Source organism: Methylotenera sp. N17, from assembly GCF_000799155.1.
Taxonomy (GTDB): Bacteria; Pseudomonadota; Gammaproteobacteria; order Burkholderiales; family Methylophilaceae; genus Methylophilus.
In genome coordinates, this window is record NZ_JUGE01000001.1 from 1615303 (window position 1) to 1632342 (window position 17040).

The window sequence follows — 17040 nt, forward strand, 5'->3', positions numbered from 1 at the left end:
TGCGCACGCATCCTCTACCCTACTAGCTTCCCACAAAATCGTGGGGCGATTGCAAGTAAACAGGTAGATTGATGATAGAGATTCAACATTTTATTTATCGCGATGGCGATCCCACTCCGCTGCTTTATGGCACTTATGACCCTTGGTTGGTTGCGTTATCCGTGACCATTGCCATCGGCACATCGGTGCTAGGCATGCAGTTGGCGCGCGTTGCGCGCAAGCAAACTTCGCTATTGCTCAAACAGGCCTCTATCATTGCGGGCTCTATATCATTGGGTGCCGGCATTTGGGCCATGCATTTTATTGGCATGATGGCACTCAACCTTTGCACGCGTGTCGATTACGATACGTTCACCACCATACTTTCCATGGCGCCTGCGGTAGTGGCTTCTTGGTACGCACTATATTTACTCTCGGGCGACAAACTCACTTACCAACGCTTATGGTTAGGTGGCACGTTGGTAGGCGCTGGCATTGGTGCGATGCACTACACCGGCATGCTGGCCATGCAAATGGCGCCTGTTTTAAAGTTTGATATCCAATGGGTACTTGTTTCTGTTGTAGTAGCCGTAGTACTAGCCACCAGTGCGCTGTGGACAGGCTTACACCTCAATCAACAAAAACGCCTGTCTTCTCTCTACTCGCTAGTGTTAAGTGGCAGCCTGATGGGCATTGCCATTGCCGCTATGCACTACACTGGCATGGCTTCTGCGCGTATTCTGGGCACTGCCGATCAGCAATATAACGCGCTCAACAACCACTCATCTTCATTATCGCTGGGCATCTTTCTGGTCACAACGCTCATTGCAATTCTGGCTGCGGCCATCAATGCGCTGATTCACTACAAACAAATGCTGCATTCGCTGCAATATAACCAATCGCGTTTACGCACTATTTTAGAGACGGCGGTAGATGGCATCATTACGATCGATATGAACGGACGTGTCCTGTCTTTCAACCATGCCGCGGAGCAGTTGTTTGGCTGGCAAAGTGAAGAAATGCTGGGTAAAGACACAACTATCCTGATGCCCAAAGCATACAGTGTGCGCCATAACCATTTTTTAAAAAATTTTGGTAAGAATGGACAAGCCAAAATCTTAGGGGTTGGACGCGAGGTTACCGGGGTACGCAAAGACGGTTCAACTTTCCCCATGCGCTTAGCAATTGGCAAAGCTGATATTCCTGGTGAAACGGTGATTGTTGGATTCATCACCGACTTAACACAACGTAATGCCATGAAAACCGCAGTGCGGGAACGTGACGAACAATTACGTTCATTGATGTCAAATATTCCCGGCGTTACCTTCCGCTGCCTGTATAACCAAGACTGGAAAATGTTGCTGATTAGCGAGTCAGTGAAAGATCTTACCGGTTGGACGGCTGAAGATTTCTTGAAAAACAAGCTGTCATTCAGTTCATTTACCCATTCTGATGATTCCACACGCATCGCCACAGAAGTAGAGGAAGCACTAGCCAAAGGCGAGCACTATGCCATCGAATATCGCATTCGTCACCGAGATGGCCGTGAAAAGTGGGTCTCTGAAGTGGGTTGTGCGATTCGTGATAAAACGGGTGCTGTGCAAATGCTGGATGGCGTGATTTTGGATGTGACCGAAAACAAACTCAAAAATGCAGAGTTTGAAAGTATCGCGCGTGCCATCAATCAATCGACCAGCGTCGCCGAATTTACGTTGGATGGCATGATCCTAGACGCTAATCCTAGGTTCTTAACGCTTTTAGGCTACGAAAAACACGAGATCATAGGCCGACACCACTCCATTTTTTGCTCTGCGCAAGATGCAGCGTCTGAACGCTATCGTAATAAATGGCAAGCGCTGAACGGAGGCGAATTTGTGCAAGGCGAATTCAAACGCCTCGGTAAAAATGGCTCCGAGCTTTGGATTCATGCTTCCTACAGCCCAATTTTAAATGCGGATGGTAAGCCCAGCAAAGTATTGATGTTCATGATTGATATCAGTGCGCGTATCCGTATGGAAAACGACCTAAAAGAGGCCAAATACAAAGCCGAGCAAGCTGCCAGCGCCAAGGCCACTTTTCTAGCCAACATGAGCCATGAGATTCGCACCCCCATGAATGCAGTTATCGGTTTCAGCGAAATCATGATGGACACCAACATGCAAGATGAGCAACGACGGTACATGCATACCATTAACAGCTCGGCAAAATCATTGTTGCATTTACTGAACGATATTCTGGACAGTGCGAAGCTGGAAAAAGGCAAACTGGAGCTGGAAATCGTAGATTTCTCTCTACATGAGTTACTCGATAGCATTATTTCTACGCTGTGGGTGCAAGCCCGACGTAAATATTTAGAGCTGCAACTCGAATTGGCCCCAAACGTTGCTCCATATTATGTGGGTGCACCCGATCGTATCCGCCAGGTATTGATGAACCTGCTTGGCAATGCGATCAAGTTTACCGAACAAGGCCATGTTAAGCTGGTCGTCACCCAATTGGATCACCAGCAAGTATCGTTTGCCGTCATGGATAGCGGCATTGGCATTCCTCAAAATCGCTTAGATGTGATTTTTGAACCATTCACACAAGCAGACTCATCCATGAGCCGTAAATTTGGTGGCACAGGATTAGGGACCACCATCAGCAAACAGCTAGTGGAACTGATGGGCGGGCACTTAGTGGCAAAAAGCGAGATTGGCTCTGGCAGCTGTTTTACCATGATTCTGCCGTTGCAACTTGGCACAGTCCAAATAGAAAAAACAAAGCATCAAGCCTATGCATTGCCTGCCCTACGTATCCTTGTGGCGGACGACATTCGCCAAAACCTGGATTTGATCAGCATTTTGCTGGGCAGAGATGGTCATCACATTACAACCGCTAGCAATGGGATTGAAGCGGTGCAGTACTTTAATCAGCAACCATTCGATTTGATTCTGATGGATGTGCAAATGCCTCAGTTAGATGGCTTGGGTGCTGCAACACAGATCCGAACCATTGAAACGGCGCAGCAGCTTGCACGCACACCCATCATTGCACTGACAGCCAGCGTGTTGCAAGAAGACCGCACTGCCGCTTACAAGGCTGGCATGGATGGCTTTGCAAGCAAACCTGTTGATATTGATGCGCTTACCCGTGAGATGATACGCGTACTCAACGGACATACTTCCACTGGCGCGGATACTCCGCCAAGCCTACAACTGCATACAAAAAATGACACCATAGACTTGGAAAAAGGGCTGGCTTTATGGGGCAATAAACCGCTTTATTTTCAAGAGTTAGCGCGCATCGTCGCCGACATTCCACTGCAAATGGCGCGTTTAGATAGCACGCTTGAGCAGCAGAACCCTCAGCAACTTGCTGGCTTGGCGCATGCAAGCAAAGGTATTTGCGGCAATCTGGCACTGCCCGCACTGTATGCACATTTCGCCATACTAGAAAAACAAGCCATGGCCGGAGATTTGGTCAGCGCAACCGATACGTTGCATCACATTTCTACAGCTTGGCACACATTGCGCACATGGCTAGCGGCACAACCAGCAACAACTCCTGCAAGCATGATGCAAGCAGATGCAGCAGCCTATGATATCCCTATGCTGCAGACACAATTAACAGCGCTGGCACAAGCGGCTCAACTCGCTGAATTAGATGACAAACGCATGCAAGCAGTCTCCACAATGGCGCCGGCTATATACCAACCTACTATCCAACTTATTTTGAATGCCTTTAACGACTTTGAATTTGAACTGGCGGCAACACATATCGTGCAGTTGCAATCGCAAATTCAAAGCGGAGCACACTGATGACACATCCTGCAATACTCCAACCAAGAGTGCTGATCGTTGACGATGAGCCCACTAATCTCAAAGTACTGAAACAAGTATTACAGCAAGACTATCGTCTGAGTTTTGCCAAAAATGGCGCTGATGCACTTGAGCTTGCCGCGCGTGAATTGCCTGACCTGATTTTGCTAGATGTCATGATGCCGGAAATAACCGGGTATGAGGTCTGCCAACAACTGAAGTTAACCGCTAGCACCCAATCTATCCCGGTGATTTTTGTCACTGCACTGAAAGACGAAGTAGACGAAACTAAAGGCTTTGCGTGTGGTGCTGTGGATTACATTACCAAACCTATTACACCGGCTATTGTGAAGGCACGCGTGCGCACCCATCTTTCGCTAGTCCGTGCCGAGGAACTGAAAAAGACACATCTGCAGCTCATTCAAAGGCTAGGACGCGCTGCCGAATATAAAGACAACGAAACCGGTATGCATGTGATGCGTATGAGCCACATATCAAAAATACTGGCACTGGCATTAGGCTTTAATGAAGACTTTGCCGATAAGTTATTACAAGCCGCACCCATGCATGACATTGGCAAAATCGGCATCCCCGACCATATCTTACTCAAGCCAGGTCGCTTAGATGACGAGGAGATGCGCATCATGCAGCAACACCCACTGATTGGCGCTGAAATTTTGGCGAATACAAACTCAGAGCTCATCAAACTCGCACATTCTGTCGCGTTGCATCACCATGAAAAATGGGATGGCACTGGCTACCCAGCCGGCATCAAAGGTGAAGCAATTCCTATCGAAGGCCGTATTGTGGCGGTGGCTGATGTGTTTGACGCACTAACCAACAAGCGCCCCTATAAAGAAGCGTGGCCTGTGGACAAAACCATGGATTTTTTCAAAGAACAGCGTGGCAAACATTTTGACCCAAGCATAGTAGATGCCTTGGTGCGCGAGTTAGACCACATTTTGCAGACTGTCTCACAATGGCAGGATACCTAGCTAGCGAACACTAGACAGAGCAAAAGCTGCCCAGCCCGGTATCCACCACTACAATCTAACCCTTACCACGGCAAGCCTTCACCTTGGTGAAAGAAGCCACCTGTTGGGCCATCTGCTGCCAGCAATGCCAAGGCAACACTGGTTTTGTAACTGTCTTCGACTTCCATCGGTGCACTATCGCCACCCAGTTCTGTTTTTACCCAACCTGGATGCGCTGAATTGACTTTAATAGCCGTTCCTTTTAATGCGTGTGCCAAATGTACAGTATAAGCATTGAGCGCTGTTTTAGAGGCGTTGTATGCGAATGATTTAGCGGGATCAATTGGAGAGTTTTCCATGCTATGCAGAGTGAGTGAGCCTAAAATGCTGGATAAGTTAACAATACGGCCGGCGGCTGAGCGCTGTATCAATGGCAATAGTTTTTGCGTTAACGCAATCACCGCAAACAAATTCACATGAAAAGTATGCTGCAATACTTCCAGACTAACTTTGCTACTGTTGTTATCGCCCATTAGTTGCTCTTCACTAATACCCGCATTATTCACCAAAATATCCAACTTGCCATAATGCTGTTGCAGATTGTCATGTACCGCATCAATGGTGTGCGCTAGATCTGCATCGTACTGCACCGCAGTTGCTTCGTACCCCAGCGCTTGCAACTGCTTTGCAGCAGCCAGCCCTTTTTCTACATCACGCGCACCCAACACTACTGTTACGCCAGATGCCGCCAAATTTTTAGCGGTTTCAAACCCAATGCCACGGTTAGCGCCAGAGATAAATGCTACTTTTTTTGTGTTTTCCATGTTCATATCCTATATTATTTACCAAACAGTAAATAAATAATGAATGAATTTCATTCGGGCGTCAACAAATATTTTTACCAAGTGGTACAATATAATAAATATGACAGTGGATATCCATTCAATTGAGCAATCAAACACAAGACAAAGTAAGCAAACCGCGCGGACGCCCGAGTGAGTTTAATCACGAGGTGGCTCTGGAAGCAGCATTGAATGTGTTCTGGGCGCAAGGGTATGAGGGTACTTCGATGGCCGACCTGACAGTAGCGCTTGGCATTAATAAACCGAGCATCTACTCAGCGTTTGGCAATAAAGAGGCTCTGTTTAAAAAGGCATTAGCCAAATATGCACAACAGCATGTGCGTGTATTGCCAGAGGCGTTAAATGCCCCTACTGCCAAACAAGCCGTTGAAGCGTTCTTGACACATGCTGCCAGACTATTGACCAATCCAGATACACCTAAAGGCTGTTTGATCGTACAAGGCGCGCTGGCGTGTAGCGAAGATGCGAATACAATCCACGCACTGTTAGCCGACCATAGAAAAAATTTAGAAGCCGCCTTTGCCAAACGCTTTGATTTAGCCAAAGTGCAAGGCGATCTCAACATGCGTACAGACAGTACGGCGCTTGCTAAGTTGGTGACCACCGTACAACAAGGCATGTCGGTACAAGCCAAGAGCGGCGCGAGCAAAGACGAGCTGCTAGCGGTAGCTAAGCTGCTATTGCAATCCAATGTGTTTGGGTAATCCAGCGCGCAAGCATTTCTTTCATCCGACATGTTCAGTGGCAAATTCATGTAAAATAACGGTTTTCCGAAATCGTTAGTTACGTGTTATGTCACTCACCACTTTAAATGCACTCTCCCCACTTGATGGCCGTTATCAACCCAAATTAGACGCTTTGCGCCCGTATTTTAGTGAATACGCACTCATTAAACATCGCACTTGGGTAGAAATTGCATGGCTCAAAGCCTTGAGTGCAACAGCAGCGCTTAAAGAGATTGCGCCATTTAGCGCTGATACCATCAAAGAGCTAGATGCTGCCATTGTAAACTTTAGCGAAGCAGATGCCGCACAAGTAAAGGCGATTGAAGCGCGCACTAACCACGATGTAAAAGCCCTAGAATATTGGCTCAAAGAAAAATTCGATGGCAATCCAGAAGTCAAAAAAGCCAGTGAATTTATTCACTTTGCCTGCACTTCAGAAGACATCAACAATCTATCGCACGGCTTAATGCTCAAACACGCACGCGATAGTGTGATGCTGCCGTTTTTAGACCAATTGATTACACGTTTGACTACATTGGCGAACGAATTAGCAGCAACCCCCATGCTCTCACGCACGCATGGCCAAACCGCTAGCCCAACTACACTTGGTAAAGAGTTAGCCAATGTGGTGTACCGATTAAAACGTCAGCAAACACAATTAAAAAACAACGAAATCTTAGGCAAAATCAATGGTGCGGTGGGTAACTTCAACGCACATTTATCCGCCTACCCTGAGTTTGACTGGGAAAGTTTTGCCAAACAATTTGTGGAGTCATTAGGATTAACCTATAACCCGCTGACCATTCAGATTGAACCGCATGACTATATGGCTGAGTTGTACGACACACTCGCCCGCATCAACACCATTTTGATTGATTTGAATCGCGACATTTGGGGTTACATTTCTGTAGGTTACTTTAAACAAAAAGTAAAAGCGGGAGAGATTGGTTCATCTACCATGCCGCACAAAGTTAACCCGATTGACTTTGAAAACTCCGAGGGCAACTTGGGGATGGCCAACGCCATTCTGCGCCATATGGCAGAAAAACTACCCATCTCGCGCTGGCAGCGTGACTTAACCGACTCGACCGTATTGAGAAATATGGGTGTGGGCTTTGGCTACACCTTACTCGGTTATGATTCTTGCCTACGCGGTTTAAACAAATTAGAGGTGAATATTCAACGCCTAGATGAAGACCTGAACAATAGCTGGGAAGTCTTGGCGGAACCTATCCAAACCGTGATGCGCCGTTACGGCATTGAGAATCCGTATGAGCAATTAAAAGAACTCACACGTGGTAAAGGCGGCATCAATCAAGCGTCATTACATGCATTTATTCAAACGCTCGACATTCCAGCAGAGGCAAAATCAAACTTATTGGCACTCACGCCAGCCAACTACATAGGCAAAGCTACTGAGTTAGTAAAGAAAATGTAATGGCAATCATCACTGAAGCAAATGCTACGCTTGCTGTCCTTATTGATGCAGACAACGCACAAGCATCTATTATTGAGGGTTTACTTTCAGAGATTGCAAAGTTTGGTGTTGCAAGCGTCAAGAGAATTTACGGGGATTGGACCACGCCGAATTTAGGTCAGTGGAAAACTGTTTTACTCAATCACTCTATCCAACCGATACAGCAGTTTAGGTACACAACAGGCAAAAATGCTACGGATAGTGCCATGATTATAGATGCCATGGATTTGTTGTACACCGAAAAGTTTGATGGCTTCTGTATTGTATCAAGCGACAGTGACTTTACGCGTTTAGCATCTCGCATTCGCGAATCAGGGAAGCGAGTGTACGGATTTGGCGAGAAGAAAACACCCATGCCATTCGTGGCTGCCTGCGATCGCTTCATCTACACAGAAGTGTTCTCGATTGCAGAAAGTGCGGAAAAAGAATCCACTAAAATACCTAGTCATAAATTACGTCAAGACCCTAAGCTGATTAGCCTGTTCCAAGTTGCAATAGATGCGGCTTCAAACGAAGATGGATGGGCGAATCTTGGTGGGGTCGGCAGTAACATCATCAAAAATGCCCCGGATTTTGACCCACGCAATTATGGCTATGCAAAGCTGGCTGATTTAGCAAAAGCCATTGAACTGTTTGATATAGAAAAGCACCAAACCCATTTGCTGCTTAGAAATAAACAGAAAAAATAATCTGTTTCATAACTTCCTAATTGTTTTTAAGGTGTGAAGCCTATCGTTTTAATCACGCACATTCAGTATTTTCAGTATTTAAAGCATCGTTGGGCGCTATTACGTGCTGGCGTGCGATTACTGTTGTGCGTATTTTGCTTATGCAGCACATCCGTCAGCCTTGCTGACACCAGCACACTGCTGCACATCAAAAAAAACTCACCATACGCAACCACCTTCAAAATCTCACTGGCGCCTGACCAAACAATAGATACAGACGCCCTGCAAGACTTGCTCAAAACGCATTTGACGATTCATGAGGCATTAGAAAACACACGGTTAAATCAGGCGGAATGGCTGCGACTTGTGCAAGAAGCACCTAAAGAGATCAAAGAGTTACTGGAAACAGAGGGGTATTTTTCAGCAGAGGTAAACATCGAATCCTCGCCAACGCAAGATACGAATGAAGCGGTTTTTGTGATTACCCCCAACCCAAGAACACAGGTGCAAGAGGTTAGCCTGATATTCAAAGGTGAAATTGCGCATGCGCCGGCAGAGCAATCCCCATCATCCACCACATTAACGCAAGGCTGGTTGTTACCCAAAAGCACACCATTTACACAGCAAGGTTGGTCAGAAGCCAAGCGCGCATTACTGACTGCCATGCTGGGAGAACGCTACCCCAATGCCAAGATTGAATCTAGCCAAGCCATCATCGACCCAGAAACGCATCAAGCCAAACTCAATTTAACTGTCGATAGCGGGATTGGTATACATTTGGGTAATTTGGTCATTGAAGGTCTTCATCATTATCCGGAATCGCTGGTGCGTAATCTCAATCCCATTGAGTCGGGCATGCCATATAGTCAAAGTACACTGCTCAAACTTCAAAACACCTTACAAGAAACCGGTAAGTTTAATCGGGTGACTGTCAGCGCAACCACTCAGAAGCCTAACCAAGATGGGTTAGCCGATGTGGTGGTGAATGTGCAAGAGCGTGAACAAGAAAGTGTGAGCATTGGCGTGGGTGCAAGCACTAACACCGGTGCACGCGTGGTTTTAAACTACACAGACCGTAACTTATTTGAGCGCGGCTTATTGTGGGATACCTCATTGCGGCTTGAACAGCGGCTGCAAGCAGCCACTTCCAGCATCAAGCTCATGACGGATGCCAGTGGCTACCGCGACAGCATTAACAACAGCTTGGTACGTACCAATGTAGAAGGCCAAATCACAACGGCCGTTAATAATGGCGTCAAGCGTAGCTGGGGCGATCGTAACTTTGAGCAGTTTATCGGTGCCAACTTGCTGTACGAATTTCTGTCTATTGATGGTGAATCTACAGAGTTTAACAAAGCCGCTACGTTTGCTTATGGCTTAAGCCTGCGGCGTTTAGACCATGACCTGATTCCGACCAAAGGGGTGATTTTTAGCTCGCAGTTTCAGATGGCGCCAATCGAACGCTTATCTGATGGGCGATTCTTACAATCACAAGCCAAGTTACAAGGCTTTTATCCGCTGGGCCAAAATACACAGTTTTTAGGTCGGTTAGAGATTGGCGTGGTCACAGGTTCTGACAGCGTACCTGCGACTTATTTGTTTCGTGCTGGTGGCGATCAATCCGTACGTGGCTATGCGTTCCAGGCATTGGGCGTAAAAGATGGCGATGCCATACTGGGCGGGCGCGTACTGCTTACCGGCAGCACCGAGCTAGTGCAGTGGTTTACCTCATCCTGGGGCGCCGCAGCGTTTGTAGATTTTGGTAATGCCGCCAACAGTTGGCATGATTACAAACCTGCATATGGTTATGGTTTTGGGGTGCGCTGGAAAAGTCCGGTGGGCCCGGTGGGTGCCGATATCGCCTATGGTGAAGAAACCAAAGACTATCGGCTGCACTTTAATTTAGGTGTGAGTTTTTAATAAATGAATTTACGTATACCACACTTGCAATCGCGTTCGCGCTGGCCGCTTATGCTTTACGCGTTGTTGCGCACATGCAGCGTATCTGCGCTGTGCCTGTCGCTCATCATCACGCCACAAATGGTACTGGCAGCCAACTTACTGGTGTATTCCAACCTCAGTGCGCTTGAAATGGATTTGGGCAACGCTATTCTGCGAGTCGATCGTATCGACTCCAATCTATCAATCAGCTTAAATACTGCTGGCGAGCTCACGGTCTCGCGGTTTCATGCCAAACGCGCCAGTCTGACGTTTAAGCCATCACCTAAAGCAGCCAATCCATCAACTTCCAATACACTTCCTGCCAATATTGCATTGCCCTTACCTATTCAATTGCAACAGGGGCTGATCGATGAGTTGACGATTTTACAAGCGGACGAATCGCAAACACTCAAGCAGATTCAATTCAATCTACACGCTAACGACCAAAGCCTTGCGCTTGAGTTACAAGTCTCAGAAAGCCCATGGGGGCAATTACATACCGCAGTAGACATGGTGAATAAAAAGCCGTTTGCACTCAATGGCTGGCTGAGTGCGCAGAACACACAAGCCAGCACGCCTTATCAGCTCAAAGCCAATATCAGCGGAGACTTAGCGCAAATTCACGTCACTGCACACCATCTTTACCAGCCCGAAAACAGTGGTTTTGCCATCGTTCCGGCCGATCTCAATCTGCATCATGACAATCTCATCAAACTGACTGCAGACATTAGCTTGCAGGATCAGATGCCAGCGCATTTAGAGGTTGCATTGCAAGCATTAAATGCCGCGCATATCCACCCGCAACTGAGCGGCCAACTCAATCTTTCACTCACTGCGGATGGCATGTTGAGTGGTCAACAACCACTCAAAGTGTTATTGCAGGCGCACGACAGCCAATTACAGCAGCATCCGCTCATCCTGAATGCAGAAGCGACGCTCGTGGATTTTGTACTTTCATCACTCAATCTTGATGCACAATTAGCCAGTAACACCCTGCATGTAGAAGGTGGTTTGAATGCCAATGACCCATCGCATAACACGCTGCGTTGGCAAGCCAACTGGCCGAGTCTCAGCCAAGTTATGACGGGTCTCTCCGGAAAAATCAGCAGTCAAGGCGAACTCACACACAGTGGTGATGACTATCAAACGCATTACCAGTTGCAGGCTGAAAAACTTCGTCTTCCAGATGCAATACAGATTGGCAGTGTGCAGGCGCAAGGTCAGTTCTCTACCATAGCGCAGGCGCCTTTAGACAACAAAATTACCATCACTGGGCTACACAAAGGCGCCTCAGCAGATGCAGCTACCCATGCTATTAACGCGCAGATAACACTGAATGGCAGCTTGGCCAAACATACGCTAACACTCTCCACAGAGAATACAGACACGCAGCAAGCAACATTTGGTTTAGATAGCGTGATCGAAGGCGGAATATCAGCACAAGGTTGGCAAGGCACGTTAAGCAAGCTCACTAGTCGTGACCAAACCTCCATACGTCTAGCGCAGCCTGCGCCTATGCGTTATAGCGCAGAGACCGGCTTTGCAATGCAGCAAATGCAACTCAAAGTGCAAGAAGGCACGATACAGCTCGACGCTTTGCACTACCTTTCGGCGCAGACGGCAACAGCCAACAGTCCTGCCCTAAAAGCGCGCTTCAATACGCAGGGCCGCATTGAGCAACTGCCAGTCAAAGCATTACAAGATTACCTTGGGTTGACCAATCCCAATGTAGAACAAAGTCTGACGCTTAACGGGGCATGGAACGTTGATATTGCCGAACAAATCAACGCAGATATGACGCTTACACGTGCAGATGGCGACATTACATTGCATGATGTAATTCAAAAAACCAAACAAAACTTAGGGTTGAGTACCATCCACCTACAATCCAAGATTGTGAATAATCAGCTCAATGCCAGCGCCACAATAGAATCACAGCATGCCGGGAACATTCAGGCCAGTGCCGCCACAACCTTCACTAGCACTGCACATGGCTTTGCACTCAACCGAAGCGCACCATTGGCATTGCATGTAGAGGCAAACTTACAGCACCTGAATTGGCTAGCCTTGCATGATGCGAGCACCACCTTGGATGGGCAGTTGAATTTGAAACTGGATGGCCATGGCACGTTAGCTGCGCCAGAATTAGACGGCTATTTGCGTGGCGAGCATTTAGCTGTACAAATCCCTAGCCAAGGGGTGTTACTTAACAACGGCACACTCAATGCAAGCTTTGCCAAGGAAACACTCACCATCACCCAACTGGATTTTGAAGGAAAATCAGGCACATTACGCGCGCAGGGGCAAGCCAATCTGTTCAAAAACCCGGCGCAGCTCAATCTGCAGGTGCAGGCCAATCGCTTTACTGCGTTATCGCGCACAGACCGCTTTATCGTGCTGAGTGGTGAAGGCGATATGCAATTGGCAAGTGGGCGTGCGCTGATTAGCGGGCAATTTAAAGTGCACAACGGGCTATTTGAATTGCCCAAAGCAGGCAAGCCTATCTTGGATGACGATATCATCATTTTAGGCAAACAAACCGAAGAGAATCCGACCAATATTGCACTTGTATTGGATGCGCTAAACATTGATTTTGGGCGTAAGCCAACTGCGCCCTACGATGAAGCACATCACTTTTTACTGCGGGGACAAGGCCTTAACGGCGCACTCAGCGGACAAGTGAAGCTCTCAGGCAATCTACAGCAATTACAGGCGTTTGGTGCGCTTGAAGTCAATGGCACCTACTTGGCTTACGGGCAATTATTAGACATTGAAACCGGGCAAATCAACTTCAGCGGCCCTATTTCCAACGCGGGCCTAAACATTGTAGCGATGCGCAATTTAGAGCCGACCAAAGTAGGCGTGAAGCTCACAGGCGATATCCAGTCTCCAGAACTGAAATTAGTCTCGGACCCGGAGACCAGTAACGATGACAAGCTTTCACTCTTAGTGCTTGGCCGCCCCATGTCAGAAGCAGGCAGTAGCGAACTCGCGTTGCTTTCAGTGGCCGCAGGTGCACTCTTATCGCAAGGAGACTCAGTACCGTTACAATCCAAGATTGCAGGTATCGTTGGATTTGACAGCTTGGATGTCAAAGGCACCAACGCCACCAACTACAGTGTTAACATCGGTAAGCGCATTAATCGTAAATTAGTAATTGGTTATGAAAAGAGTTTGTTTGGCTTACTGAATGTGGCTAAACTCACTTATCAGCTGACGCGCAGAGTGGCCATAGAAACCAAAGCCGGCTCTGAAAACGCGCTGGATGTTGTGTATAGTTTCGACTTTGACTAACGCAATCCAAAAGTATCATAGAAAAAAGCATGATAGAAAGTAGTGTGCATGATAGAAATTCTAGTGTTGTATTACTCTCAAGGTGGCGCCGTACGTGACATGGCGCAGCTGATTGCCCGTGGCGTGGAAAGCGTTAACGGCGCAAAAGCGCGTGTACGCACGGTGCCTAAAGTATCGGCCAACCATGAAGCTACAGAGCCGGATATTCCTACCAGCGGTGCACCTTATGCTGAGCTAGCTGACCTGGAAGCTTGCGCAGGATTAGCACTAGGTAGCCCTACCCGCTTTGGCAATATGGCAGCGCCGATGAAATACTTTTTAGACGGCACTGCTGGCTTATGGCTAAAAGGCGCACTGATCGGCAAACCAGCCGCAGTATTCACCTCCAGCGGCTCTATGCATGGCGGCAATGAAACCACCTTAATCTCCATGATGTTGCCTTTACTACACCACGGTATGCTGATTACTGGTCTGCCTTATTCCGAGCCGCAACTCAGCACAACCACTACAGGTGGCACACCGTATGGTGCCAGCCATATTGGCGGCAGTATGGATGACCGCCCGATATCGGATGATGAACGTAAGTTGTGCATTGCGTTGGGTAAGCGTTTGGCCGAAACGGCGTTAAAACTGAGTTAGCCTATATATGTCACTCACCCTAGAAGCGCAGCGGTTTTTATTTAGCACCCACTCCGGCATTCTCTCTACGCATTCTGCCAAGTTTACAGGTTACCCTTTTGGCTCTGTTGCGCCATTTGTGCTCAATCACCAAGGCATGCCGACTATTTTGATTAGCAGTATTGCCGAGCACACCAAAAATATCTCGCACAATGCGCATGTTTCTTTGTTGGTATTTGCCGGCGCCGAAGACTTGCAAGCCAATGCACGCCTAACATTATTGGCCAAGGCCGAGCAAACCGATAAGCAGAACCCACTGATGCGTGAACGTTATTTACGCTATCTGCCGCAAGCTGAACAGTATTTTGATATGCATGACTTTACGTTTTATACGCTGTACATCACGCAAGCGCGCTATATTGCCGGCTTTGGCAAAATGGGCTGGATGCATGGAACTGACATGCAATTACCCACGCATCCACTGATGATTGAAGAGCAGAGCATTATTGAACACATGAACCACGACCACGCACACAACCTATTGGCCTATTGCCAGCACTACCATGATGTTCACGCCAATTCAGCAGAGATGATTGGTATAGACACCTTTGGCTTTGATGTGCGGGCGCATACCAAAACCGCACAACGTTTACGCTTTGATTTTGAAACACCTATCACCAATGCAGAAGAAGCAAGAACTGCGCTGGTGGCCATGGCTAAAGCGTGCCGCACATGATACGCCTACTTCATCTAGGGGCGAGCGTCAGCTTAATCGCCCTAATTATGCTGTGTGTGGCTTGGGAGCTTTGGCTAGCGCCGCTAAAAACAGGCGGCAGCATGCTTGTGCTTAAAGTGCTGCCGCTCCTAGTACCTTTGTTTGGCATTTTGAGAGGCAAGCGCTATACCTTTCAATGGGCCAGCATGCTCATTTTGCTTTACTTTACCGAAGGCACCGTCAGAGCATGGTCAGAGCATGGCTTATCGGCAAAGCTGGCTGGTTTGGAGATCATTCTGAGTCTCGTTTTTTTTGGATGCGCTATTTTCTATGCAAAATGGATAAAAAACCATTCAAACAAAAGCTTAGGAAGCAAGAAATAACCGGCGAGCGGGGAAAGTGCAAGGCGCACGGAACGCAGAAACCGAGATAGTATGCAGTATACAGCGAGGTTGCGAGTAGCGTGCAACGCAGCAATTTACCCGCGCAGCCACTTATTTCTTGCTTCCTTAAGTGATTTGCCCGCTGACAAGCTGCTTAAAACCATTATAATTAATGCATGCGAATTTTAATTTCTAATGACGACGGCTACTTTGCGCCTGGCCTTAGCGTCCTTGCTTCACACCTAGCCAAGATTGCCGACATTACCGTAGTGGCTCCCGAGCGTAACCGCAGTGGTGCCAGCAATTCGCTGACCTTAGATCGCCCACTGAGTGTACGCAAAACCAGTCATAATTTTTACTACGTCAATGGCACCCCTACTGACTGTGTGCACATTGCCTTAACCGGCTTGATGGATGAGATGCCGGATATGGTCATCAGCGGCATCAATGATGGCGCCAATATGGGGGACGACACGATTTACTCCGGTACCGTCGCAGCCGCCATGGAAGGCTATTTGCTGGGCATTCCTTCTTTTGCCATTTCGATGTCGCAGCATAACGCTATCCACTTTGAAACAGCTGCACGCATTACAGTAGAACTGGTGCAGCATTATGCCAAGACACCACTGACTTCACCCACATTGCTTAACATCAATGTGCCGGATCTGCCTTATGATGAGATTAAAGGGCGTGTAATCACTCGCCTAGGCAAGCGCCATAAGGCTGAGCCAGTAATACAACTTAAAACACCACGTGGGGAAACTGTCTATTGGGTAGGCGCTGCCGGACAACCCAATGATGGTGGTGAAGGTACGGATTTTCACGCCATTGCACATCAGCAAGTGTCTATTTCGCCTATTCAAGTAGATTTAACCAAACATACGCAACTTGCAGCACTCAACGATTGGATACAGAAGTAATTACCATGGCATTACTCAGGCCTACAACTAAATCTGGCATTGGCATGACCTCATTGCGAACACGTGATCGCATGCTGACTCGCCTGCGTGAGCAAGGCATTAAAGATGAAGTCGTACTCTCGGCCATTGGTGAGATTCCAAGACATATTTTTGTGGATGAGGCCTTGTCTATCCGTGCGTATGAAGATGTTTCCTTGCCGATTGGTTTTGGTCAAACCATTTCACAACCTTATATTGTGGCGCGCATGACAGAGGTGCTACGCAATGGCGGGCCACTCAATAAAGTATTAGAGATTGGTACCGGATGTGGCTATCAAACTGCAGTGCTGTCCAAAGTATCCAATGAGGTATTTTCGCTGGAGCGTATTCGCCCATTGGTGATGAAAGCACGCAGTCATTTGCGCACGCTCAAATGCACCAATGTCAAACTGGATCACGCGGACGGTAGTATCGGCCTCACTGACTATGCGCCATTCAATGGCATCATTGTCACCGCCGCCGCTAGCCATATTCCTGAAGAGTTATTGGCACAACTCGCCATGGGCGGCCGCTTGGTTATTCCTGTTGGCACCACCACGCAAACCCTTTACCTGATTGAACGCACCCCTACCGAATTTAAACAAACCAAACTAGAAGCGGTCAAATTTGTTCCCCTTCTAGGTGGTACAAGTACATAAAGTCTC

General features: G+C 47.7%; 13 protein-coding genes. 12 read left to right on the top strand and 1 reads right to left on the bottom strand.

Annotated elements, in window-relative coordinates:
* Positions 1-71: 71 nt before the first annotated feature.
* Positions 72-3779, top strand: a complete 3708-nt coding sequence (locus tag FG11_RS07700) for a PAS domain S-box protein (RefSeq protein ID WP_047534110.1) — start codon at positions 72-74, stop codon at positions 3777-3779.
* Complete coding sequence (locus FG11_RS07705; RefSeq protein WP_025224647.1) at positions 3779-4774, top strand: response regulator; 996 nt, start codon at positions 3779-3781, stop codon at positions 4772-4774. Before FG11_RS07700 ends, FG11_RS07705 begins: the two co-directional genes overlap by 1 nt.
* Positions 4775-4836: 62 nt before the next feature.
* Here the strand turns inward: FG11_RS07705 and FG11_RS07710 are convergent, their stop codons facing one another.
* Positions 4837-5577, bottom strand: a complete 741-nt coding sequence (locus tag FG11_RS07710) for an SDR family oxidoreductase (protein WP_047534112.1) — start codon at positions 5575-5577, stop codon at positions 4837-4839.
* Positions 5578-5699: 122 nt separating this feature from the next.
* On the opposite strand from FG11_RS07710, the gene FG11_RS07715 reads away from it, so the two are divergent.
* From FG11_RS07715 to FG11_RS07760, 10 genes are all read left to right on the top strand, one after another.
* Entirely contained in the window at positions 5700-6320 is a 621-nt protein-coding gene (locus FG11_RS07715) for a TetR/AcrR family transcriptional regulator (protein ID WP_047534115.1), read from the top strand.
* Between the two features lie 88 nt (positions 6321-6408).
* The gene (purB, locus tag FG11_RS07720; RefSeq protein ID WP_047534117.1) at positions 6409-7779 is read left to right on the top strand and encodes an adenylosuccinate lyase; all 1371 of its coding nucleotides are present in this window, start codon (positions 6409-6411) and stop codon (positions 7777-7779) included.
* Positions 7779-8507, top strand: a complete 729-nt coding sequence (locus FG11_RS07725) for an NYN domain-containing protein (protein WP_047534119.1) — start codon at positions 7779-7781, stop codon at positions 8505-8507. Before purB ends, FG11_RS07725 begins: the two co-directional genes overlap by 1 nt.
* Before the next feature lie 33 nt (positions 8508-8540).
* Entirely contained in the window at positions 8541-10406 is a 1866-nt protein-coding gene (locus FG11_RS07730) for an autotransporter assembly complex protein TamA (RefSeq protein ID WP_052184982.1), read from the top strand.
* Positions 10407-10409: 3 nt separating this feature from the next.
* On the top strand, positions 10410-13721 hold the full coding sequence (locus tag FG11_RS07735) for a translocation/assembly module TamB domain-containing protein (RefSeq protein ID WP_052184983.1): 3312 nt from the start codon (positions 10410-10412) through the stop codon (positions 13719-13721).
* Positions 13722-13769: 48 nt separating this feature from the next.
* On the top strand, positions 13770-14360 hold the full coding sequence (wrbA, locus tag FG11_RS07740) for an NAD(P)H:quinone oxidoreductase (protein ID WP_020182507.1): 591 nt from the start codon (positions 13770-13772) through the stop codon (positions 14358-14360).
* A gap of 7 nt (positions 14361-14367) precedes the next feature.
* Complete coding sequence (locus tag FG11_RS07745) at positions 14368-15075, top strand: HugZ family pyridoxamine 5'-phosphate oxidase (RefSeq protein ID WP_047534121.1); 708 nt, start codon at positions 14368-14370, stop codon at positions 15073-15075.
* A complete protein-coding gene (locus tag FG11_RS07750; RefSeq protein WP_026361768.1) occupies positions 15072-15437 on the top strand; it encodes a DUF2069 domain-containing protein in 366 nt (121 codons plus the stop codon). The genes FG11_RS07745 and FG11_RS07750 overlap by 4 nt, the downstream gene beginning before the upstream one ends.
* Before the next feature lie 176 nt (positions 15438-15613).
* Positions 15614-16357, top strand: a complete 744-nt coding sequence (surE, locus tag FG11_RS07755; protein ID WP_020182510.1) for a 5'/3'-nucleotidase SurE — start codon at positions 15614-15616, stop codon at positions 16355-16357.
* A gap of 5 nt (positions 16358-16362) precedes the next feature.
* Complete coding sequence (locus FG11_RS07760) at positions 16363-17034, top strand: protein-L-isoaspartate(D-aspartate) O-methyltransferase (RefSeq protein ID WP_025224654.1); 672 nt, start codon at positions 16363-16365, stop codon at positions 17032-17034.
* Positions 17035-17040: the final 6 nt, after the last annotated feature.

Excerpts from the sequence above, each read along its gene's own strand:
- FG11_RS07745 (WP_047534121.1), top strand. The coding sequence starts at position 14,368 with ATGTCACTCACCCTAGAAGCGCAGCGGTTTTTATTTAGCACCCACTCC.
- FG11_RS07725 (WP_047534119.1), top strand. The coding sequence starts at position 7,779 with ATGGCAATCATCACTGAAGCAAATGCTACGCTTGCTGTCCTTATTGAT.
- purB (WP_047534117.1), top strand. The coding sequence starts at position 6,409 with ATGTCACTCACCACTTTAAATGCACTCTCCCCACTTGATGGCCGTTAT.
- wrbA (WP_020182507.1), top strand. The coding sequence starts at position 13,770 with ATGATAGAAATTCTAGTGTTGTATTACTCTCAAGGTGGCGCCGTACGT.
- FG11_RS07710 (WP_047534112.1), bottom strand. The coding sequence starts at position 5,577 with ATGGAAAACACAAAAAAAGTAGCATTTATCTCTGGCGCTAACCGTGGC.
- FG11_RS07750 (WP_026361768.1), top strand. The coding sequence starts at position 15,072 with ATGATACGCCTACTTCATCTAGGGGCGAGCGTCAGCTTAATCGCCCTA.
- FG11_RS07705 (WP_025224647.1), top strand. The coding sequence starts at position 3,779 with ATGACACATCCTGCAATACTCCAACCAAGAGTGCTGATCGTTGACGAT.
- FG11_RS07735 (WP_052184983.1), top strand. The coding sequence starts at position 10,410 with ATGAATTTACGTATACCACACTTGCAATCGCGTTCGCGCTGGCCGCTT.
- FG11_RS07700 (WP_047534110.1), top strand. The coding sequence starts at position 72 with ATGATAGAGATTCAACATTTTATTTATCGCGATGGCGATCCCACTCCG.
- surE (WP_020182510.1), top strand. The coding sequence starts at position 15,614 with ATGCGAATTTTAATTTCTAATGACGACGGCTACTTTGCGCCTGGCCTT.
- FG11_RS07760 (WP_025224654.1), top strand. The coding sequence starts at position 16,363 with ATGGCATTACTCAGGCCTACAACTAAATCTGGCATTGGCATGACCTCA.